Source organism: Microbacterium sp. B35-04 (assembly GCF_010634885.1).
Lineage (GTDB): Bacteria > Actinomycetota > Actinomycetes > Actinomycetales > Microbacteriaceae > Microbacterium.
Genome location: NZ_MWLP01000027.1, coordinates 63,073 through 71,381 on the forward strand (window position 1 = coordinate 63,073; position 8,309 = coordinate 71,381).

The 8,309-nt window shown below is 71.0% G+C and carries 7 protein-coding genes; all 7 read right to left on the bottom strand.

Going from position 1 to position 8,309, the window contains the following annotated elements:
* Nucleotides 1-42: 42 nt before the first annotated feature.
* A complete protein-coding gene (locus B1729_RS07590) occupies nt 43-1,416 on the bottom strand; it encodes an ABC transporter substrate-binding protein (protein ID WP_239525706.1) in 1,374 nt (457 codons plus the stop codon).
* Between the two features lie 147 nt (nt 1,417-1,563).
* Entirely contained in the window at nt 1,564-2,610 is a 1,047-nt protein-coding gene (locus B1729_RS07595; protein ID WP_163631759.1) for a LacI family DNA-binding transcriptional regulator, read from the bottom strand.
* 112 nt (nt 2,611-2,722) lie between these two features.
* Nucleotides 2,723-3,562: a universal stress protein gene (locus B1729_RS07600; RefSeq protein WP_163631762.1), complete on the bottom strand. Its 840-nt coding sequence runs from the start codon at nt 3,560-3,562 to the stop codon at nt 2,723-2,725.
* A 98-nt stretch (nt 3,563-3,660) separates the two neighbouring features.
* Nucleotides 3,661-5,430, bottom strand: a complete 1,770-nt coding sequence (locus B1729_RS07605) for a hypothetical protein (RefSeq protein WP_163631765.1) — start codon at nt 5,428-5,430, stop codon at nt 3,661-3,663.
* 227 nt (nt 5,431-5,657) lie between these two features.
* Nucleotides 5,658-7,016 carry a phosphoglucosamine mutase gene (gene glmM, locus B1729_RS07610; protein ID WP_163617017.1) on the bottom strand — a complete coding sequence of 453 codons (1,359 nt, stop codon included), beginning with the start codon at nt 7,014-7,016 and terminating at the stop codon, nt 5,658-5,660.
* Nucleotides 7,017-7,032: 16 nt separating this feature from the next.
* Entirely contained in the window at nt 7,033-7,509 is a 477-nt protein-coding gene (gene rpsI, locus B1729_RS07615; RefSeq protein ID WP_163617016.1) for a 30S ribosomal protein S9, read from the bottom strand.
* Nucleotides 7,510-7,534: 25 nt separating this feature from the next.
* Entirely contained in the window at nt 7,535-7,981 is a 447-nt protein-coding gene (gene rplM / locus B1729_RS07620) for a 50S ribosomal protein L13 (protein ID WP_163617015.1), read from the bottom strand.
* Nucleotides 7,982-8,309: the final 328 nt, after the last annotated feature.

Consider the following 8,309-nt stretch of genomic DNA (forward strand, 5'->3'; position numbering starts at 1 on the left):
CGGTGCCCGGGCGGCTGCCCGGGCACCGTGTCACGTGTGGTCTCAGCCCGCTGCGACCGTCTTGTCGAACTCCGCCTGCACCTTGGCGATGGTGTCGTCGATCGACGACTGGCCGTCCTGCATCTCGATGCGCGCCTGCCGGAAGAAGGTGTTGAACGCGCTGAAGGTCGCCAGGTTCGACACGTTCTCGTACCACGCCAGGTTCGGGTTCTCGAGAAGCGCGAAGTAGTCCTTCGAGCCCGGGATCGAGGTGTTGCGCTCGATCTCGTCCGCGGCGACGATGTTCGGCGCCAGCCAGCCCTGCGACTCCATAAGGTTGGCGGTCTCCACCTGGTAGAAGTACTCCAGGAACTCCGTCGCCGACGCGTATTCGGCGTCGTCGTCGGCTGCCTGGGCCGAGATCGCCAGGCCGCCGGCGGTGTCGCCGTTGACCGCGTTCTTCAGCACGTTGATGGCGCCGTCCTCGGCAGGGATGATGAACAGGCCAGCATTGAAGTCCGGGTCGACCTTGTTGATGTCGTTGAGACGCCCGATGCCGGCCGAAGAGGTCGCCATGACGGCCATGTCGTTCACGAGCAGCGTCGTGGTCTGCGCGTCCGCCGTGGACTGCCAGCCTTCGAGCACGTAGTCGTTGGTGATGTCGAGCAGCTCCTGCAGCGGCTCGCGCAGGTCCTCGACGGTGGCGTCGCCGTTCTGCGCAGCGGTCCAGAACCCGCCCTCGTCGCCGTACTCCGCGAAGTACGGCGCGGCGAGCGGCTTCCACAGCTGGTCGCTCGGCCACACCTCCGCCGCAGCGGTCGCCAGCGGTGCGTCGCCGTTCGCCTTGATGTCGGCGAGCAGGTCGAGGAAGTCGTCGTACGTCTCGGGCACCTCGAGGTCGTGCTCCTCGAAGTAGTCCTTGTTGTAGACGACGTTCAGGCCGATCTCACCGTTCAGCGCGCTGTACGGCACGGTGTAGACGTTGCCGTCCTCCGCGCTGCCGAACGCCTCCGGCTGGATGAGCTCGGTCACCGAATCGGGGATCGGAGCGAGCTTGCCCGCGTTGACGTACGTGAGGGTGTCGCGCATGTCGACGACGGCCGGCCAGTTGCCGGTGGCATCCATCGTCTTCAGTGCTGTCGCGTAGTCGCTTCCCGCAGGAAGCGGATCGAGCTGCACGGTCGTCGTGTCGCTCTGGTCGTTGAAGGCCTCGACCACGTTGTCGACGACCGAGTTCCAGGTCTCGTCGCCGGTGGCGTAGAGGAAGCGGATCGTGGTCTTCTCGGTCGCCGCGCCGCCCTCGTCGCTGTCGTCCGCCGGGCTGCTGCAGCCCGTCAGCGCGAGTGCCGCGACAGCGATGCCTGCTGCGCCGGCGATCCAGGGCGAGCGGCGGCCCATACGGGCACGCATCCCTGCCCGCGTCATCGCGTCATGCATGTGATCTCCCTTGATTCGTGCCGGAACGTTTCCGTCTCGGAGAGAGTACCTCAAAGTGGACAACGTTTGCCACCTAGTTTCGTAAAGCGCTTTCCACCCTTGCGCACCGGCCCCCGCCGGCGCGCGAGGACCACGGCGGGATGCCGCTCAAGCAGGGACGAGCGGAGTTCCGTGGAGGATGGGCGTCGCGCTGAGCGCGATCGTCTCGGCAGGAGCCACGCCGTTGTCGAGCGCGAGCGCCAGCGCGAGCGCCGCGCCGCCGAAGTGCTCGAGCGGAACCTCTACCGTGCTGAATCCCGGCAGCACATCGCCGAGCATCGGCACGTGGTCGAACCCGGTCACCTCGATGTCGGCCGGCGTCGAGATGCCCAACTCACGCAGTCGCGCGATCACGCCGACGGCCATCGCGTCACTCATCGCCGCGATCACATCGAGCTCCCCGAGCCGGTCACGGAGCTGCTCGACCGCGCGGTAGCCCCCGTCGCGCGAGAACTCGGTGTGCACGATGTCGCGCTCCTCGACCGCGATGCCGCGCGCTGCGAGCCCCTCGGCGAATCCCCCGACGCGTTCCAGGGCGGTCACCTCGATGTCCGGGCCTGAGACCATCGCGAAGCGCCGCTTGCCGGCATCCGCGAGTCCTTCCGCGAGAAGTCGCGCGGCGTGACGGTTGTCGACGGTCACGGTCGGGAATCCCAGGTCGTTGTCGCCGATCACGACGATGCGCGCACCGTGGTCGCTCAGCACCTTCAACTGGTCCTTCACGGCGGCCTCTCGCGTGGCGTCCGTCGTCCGGCTGGTCGCCATGACGACGGCCAGGTGACGTTCGCCGCGCAGCTGTGCCAGCAGGTCGATCTCGCGGGCCGAGTCGTCACGCGTCGTGCGCACCGCCACCGAGACGCCCTGCTCCTCGGCCGCGTGCATGATGCCGGCGATCATCGTCGCCGAGCCGAAGTCGTCGATGTCGCCGACGATGAACGCAACGGTGCGAGCGCGCCCGCCTTTGATCGCCTGCGCCGCCGGGCTCACCGAGTAGCCGAGGGCGCGAGCCGCCTCTTCCACGCGGCTGCGCAGTTCGGGCGACCCGCTCTGCTTGCCGCGGACGCCGCCGTTCAGCGCCCGTGACGCCGCGGGAACCGACACTCCCGCCAGTCGTGCGACGTCCGCGAGGGTGGCAGGCTTGGCGCTCTTCGACATTCGTCTCCCCGGGGCGTGCGCGTGCAGATAACGCTATCCAGTATCCCGGATCCCGACCCTGGGGTTGCGCTCGCGCAGCCCCAGGCTCGCGACGAGTGCGCGGCACCGAGGTTCAGCGCACGACGGCGGTGACGGTCGCAAGCCGGCTGAGCACGTCCTGGCTGACAGAACCGAGCAGGAAGCGTGCCAGCGCGCCGCGTCCGTGCGACCCGACCACCGCGAGGCGCGCCGAGGCTGCGAGGTCGTTGATGATCTGCGACGGATACCCCCGCTCGACACGACGGTGGATCTCGAGGTCGGGGTACTGCGAGCTGAGCCCGGCGAGCGACAGGCCGAGGGCCTCGGCGGTGAGCTTCTCCATGTTCTCGAGATACTCCGCGGGGTAGACGGCCGCCATGTTGCGCGGCGCCTCGAGCGGGGTCCACACGGCGACGGCAATCAGCGGCTCACCCAGGCGATCCGCCTCCGCGGCCGCGAACGCGATCGCCTTCTCCGACGCCGGTGAGCCGTCGACGCCCACCACCACCCCGGTGCGCTTCGACACGTCCACGTCGGGCACGACCACGACCGGGCACTGCGCCCCGGCGGCGATCCGCTGCCCGTGCGCGCCGCGGCGTCCCCCGGATCCGCCCTGGTGATCGCTCCCGAGCACCAGCAGCGACGCGTGGGCTGAGGCATCCGTCAACACCTCGACCGGATTGCCGCGATCGACCCTCATGTACACCTTCAGACCGAGGCGAGGGAGAGCGGATGCCGTGGCCTCGACGCGTTCGCGCGCTTCCGCGACCGCGCGCTCGAGGACCTCGTCCTCGCCGATCGCGCCGACCGCGCCGCCCACGACCTCGATGAGCTTGAGGGGAAGGCGATGGGCCGACGCGCGTCTCACCGCCCATTCCACCGCCCGCAGCGCGGCGGGCGCGTCTGTGACTCCGACGACGATGGGTTCGACCACGATGTCTCCTCTCGGATGCCCTCAGAGTAGTGGTGACGAGGAGCGCGGCCGGGAGCGACGCCTGCGCGGTGTCGAGGCGTGCGGATGGGTGCGCCGCCTCAGCCCTGCCCGGGCCACGGCCCCCAGGGCCAGCCATTGCCCGGGCCGGGGTCCGGTTCCGGTTCCGGTTCCGGCTCCGGCTCCGGCTGCGGGTCGGGCTCCGGCTGTGGGTCGGGCTGCGGCTGTGGGTCGGGCTGCGGCGACGGGGCGGACGGCGTCTGCGGCGCAGAACCCTGGTCCGGCGCGGGTGCCGGAGCCAGCGTCTGGGTTGGGGACTGCTGCGACCGCTGCCGCTGCGCCGCGCGTTGCTGCTCCAGCTCGCGCAGTCGCTGCTGCTCGGCGGCGAGCCGCTCCTGCTCGCCGCGCAGCGCAGCCACCGCGCCCGCGTACGAGCCCATCGCCGCGAGGGCGCCGGCGTCCTCGCGTGCCGCTGCGGCTGCCGCCGCTGCGCCGAGCACAGCGGCTCGCAGCTCGGCCCCGGGCAGCGGGTTCTCGGCGGCGATCCGATCCGCAGAGGTCGGCAGCGTCGCGCCGAGCGCGAGGAGCGCCGCGTGCAGCGCATCGATCCGGCCCTGCAGCGCCGCGGAGCCGGCGCGAACATCGGACGCCGCAGCGACGAGGTCGGCGCGGAATCCATCGGCGTCGTCCGTGGCAGCGGCGACGGCCTCGACATCCGTCGTGTCGGCTCCCGTCCGCGCCGATGCGTCCGGGCCGGCGACGGGCGAGACGCCGCCCTCCGCGATCAGCTCGTCGAACGCCACCTGCGCTTCCTGAAGCGCCGTGTCGTCGCTGATCCCTCCGAGCTGGGCGAGGACGGGTTCGGTGGCGGCGACAGCGGCGTCGCCGGCAGCGCCGAGCGCGGCGTCCTCGACGATCGCCGCGTCGAGGTCGGCTTGCGCCGCGACGACGCCCGCTTCGGCCACGTCGAGCTCAGCGACGGCGGCCGCGAGGCGGTCGCGGGCCATGGCCGACTGCACGGTGACGGTTCCGGCGGTCGCGAGAGCTCCGACGACGATGACGGATGCCGCCACCAGCCCCCAGCGCGCGGCCGCACTCCGTCGTGCGGGGCGTCTGGTCCGGGGCGCGGTCTCGGCCGAGTTCGGCGGTGCCGGCCGCTGCGCCTCGACGAGTGCTGCGACCGCGAGCGCTGCCGTGCGCGGAGGGAGGACCTGATGGTCGACGGGGGCGGGCGCTCGGCCCTCTGGACCCATCGCGGCGAGCGCGCGGGGACTGTCCCCTGATCCGGGCGCGCTCGCCGCGGGTCCCCCAGTGGCGAGGGAATCGCCGCCGGTTTCGGCGGTTACGGCAATGGCCGCGGCGGCGCCTGTCGGCAGGGTCGCAGCGACAATGGGGGGTGGAAGCGGCGGAGCCGACGTCGCCGGGTGAGCGATCGGCGTCTCGGACGATGCCGCCACGGCCGGAGCCGGCTGCGCCGGGCGAGCGCTGGGCGCCTCGGACGCCGCCACGGCCACAGCCGGCTTCACTGGGCGGACGATCTGCGCGTCGGGCGACACCGCGACGGCGGGCGCCGGCGCCGGCGCCGGAGCCGGCGCGACAGCGGTGACACGGGCTGGCGAGACCGACATCAGCGCGCCCACGGTCGGCGCGGTCGCCGGAACCGACGCCGCGCCGGCACCGTGATGCGCCATGATGCGGGCGCTGGCAGCGGCGACGGCGATCGGCTGCTGCCGTTCCCCCATGCGGAGCGGGCCGAACAGTCGGGCGAGCGCCGCTTCGCGCTCGCGTTCCGCCTCGAGGTCGTCGTCGTGCTCGTCGTGTGGCCGCGACGGACCGCCCTGCGGTGCGCTGGTCTTCCCCCGAAGTCCCATGCTCACCTCCGTCCTCATCGCTGAGAGGACGCCAGTGTACGTCCGCGACGGCGCGTGCAGCATGGGGGTTTTCCCCTGGTCAGCGGGGTCGCCGGATCGGGACGGTCACCCTGTCGGGTCGACCGCCCACCGCAGGCGCCGCGCAGCCCCAGGAAACGAGACGAATGCCGAGAGGGTAGAGTTCCGCGCCGACCGGCGGCGGAAATCTACCCTTCGCGAATGATCGGTTACAGGGCCAGTCGCTCCCGCACGACCTCGGCGAGCGCGTCCGCGTGGCGGCGGGCGTCGTCCTCGGACCCGGCCTCGACCATAACGCGCACCATCTCCTCCGTGCCCGACGGCCGCAGCAGCACGCGCCCCGAGAGGCCGAGCTCGGCGGTGGCGCGGGCCACGGCATCCTGGACCACGTCGTCGGAGCCCGCACGCGTGCGGTCGACCCCGCGGACGTTCACGAGCACCTGCGGGTACACGGTCATGATCGAGGCGAGCTCGGCGAGAGTCTTGCCCGTGCGGGCCATCTCGGCGACCAGGTGCAGGCCGGTGAGCACACCGTCGCCGGTGGTCGCGTACTCGCTCATGATGACGTGGCCCGACTGCTCGCCGCCGAGCGCGAAGCCGCCCTCGTTCATGCGCTCGAGCACGTAGCGGTCGCCGACGGCGGTGGTCTCGACGCGGATGCCGTGGGCCGACATGGCGCGGTGCAGGCCGAGGTTGCTCATCACGGTGGCGACGAGCGTGTCGTCGGCGAGGCGACCGCGGCTCTTCATCGACACCGCGAGGATCGCCATGATCTGGTCGCCGTCGACGATCTTGCCGTTCGCATCGACCGCGAGGCAGCGGTCGGCGTCACCGTCGTGCGCGATGCCCACGTCGGCGCCGTGCGCCACGACCGCCTTCGACAGCACGTCGAGGTGCGTCGAGCCCACGCCGTCGTTGATGTTGAAGCCGTCGGGGTCGGCGCCGATGACGGTGACCCGGGCACCCGCGTCGCGGAAGGTCTCAGGAGAGACTCCGGATGCCGCGCCGTGCGCGCAGTCCAGCACGACGTGCAGGCCGTCGAGGCGATTCGGCAGCGAGCCGAGCAGATGCACGACGTAGCGGTCTTCGGCGTCGGCGAACCGGCGGATGCGGCCGACGGCGGCACCGGTCGGCAGCAGCTTCTGCCCGTCCATGGCGCGCTCGATGCGTGCTTCCACGATGTCGGGCAGCTTCACGCCGCCGCGCGCGAAGATCTTGATGCCGTTGTCGGCGGCGGGATTGTGGGATGCCGACACCATGACGCCGAAGTCGGCATCGATGTCGGCGATCAGGAACGCCGCGGCGGGCGTCGGCAGCACGCCCGCGTCGTAGACGTCGACGCCCGAGGATGCGAGCCCTGCCTCGACGGCGGCCGAGAGGAACTCGCCCGACACCCGGGGGTCGCGCGCGACGACCGCGCTCAGGCGCTTGCCGGCGGCGCGACGCGCCTCGGCAGTACGGCCCTGGCCCAGGACGACGGCGGTCGCCTGGGCCAGGGACAGTGCGAGATCGGCGGTGAGGGGGCCGTTGGCCAGCCCCCTCACCCCGTCCGTGCCAAAGATCGGCATACGGAGGTGAAGCCGATCAGCGCTTCGAGTACTGCGGAGCCTTGCGAGCCTTCTTGAGACCGGCCTTCTTGCGCTCGATGACGCGGGCGTCGCGCGAGAGGAAGCCGGCCTTCTTGAGGGTCGGGCGGTTGTTCTCGGTGTCGATCTCGTTCAGCGCACGGGCGATGCCGAGACGCAGCGCGCCGGCCTGGCCCGAGGGGCCACCGCCCGAGATGCGCACGATGACGTCGTACGCGTCGGTGAGGTTGAGCACCGTGAACGGGTCGGTGATGAGCTGCTGGTGCAGCTTGTTCGGGAAGTAGTCCTCGAACGCACGGCCGTTGACGGTGATGGTGCCCGAGCCGGGGATGACGCGCACGCGGGCGATGGCCTGCTTGCGGCGACCGACGGCCGCACCCGAGACCGAGAGCACGGGGCGCTCGACGGGGGTCACGGTCTCGTCGAGCGGGGTCTCGGTCGAGTAGTTGGTGGTTTCTTCTTCGATGTTCGCCATCAGTGTGTCCTTGTCTCTGCGGCGCTTACTGGGCGACCTGGTCGAAAACGTACGCGGTGGGCTTCTGCGCGGCGTGCGGGTGCTCGGCACCGCGGTACACCTTGAGCTTCGCCAGCTGGTCGCGGCCGAGCGAGTTCTTCGGGAGCATGCCACGGACGGCCTTCTCCACGGCGCGGACGGGGTTCTTCTCGAGGAGCTCCGAGTAGGTGACCGACTTGAGGCCGCCCGGGTAGCCCGAGTGGCGGTAGGCCTTCTTCTGCTCGAGCTTCTGGCCGGTCAGTGCGACCTTCTCGGCGTTGATGATGATGACGAAGTCGCCCTGGTCGATGTGCGGGGCGAACGTCGGCTTGTGCTTGCCGCGGAGGAGAACGGCGGCGTGCGAGGCGAGACGGCCGAGCACGACGTCAGTCGCGTCGATGACCAGCCACTCGCGCTGGGCTTCGCCAGCCTTGGGGGTGTAAGTGCGCGTCACAGTAGTGCTGCTTTCTTGATTCGAACGGAGAGGTTCGTGAATCCCACTCCGGGGTGGTTCCTTGCTTCGGTCGTTGAGCGAGCGAAGCGAGACGAAACGCCTGGGAACACGCCAGTGGAGGGCTCACGTTCGTGGTGCCGGGTCAGCTGAGCAGGCACCAAAGATCAATAGTACGCCAGACGGATGCCGCAGCCAAACGCGCAATACCGCGGGTTCTCACCACGCGAGCAGCGCCACGCCGCTAAGGCGTCGGCTCGGTGGGTGGCGGCGCGGGTGGTGGGGCCGGCGCTGGGTCCGGGTCCGGTGCGGGCGCGGGCGCTGGGTCCGG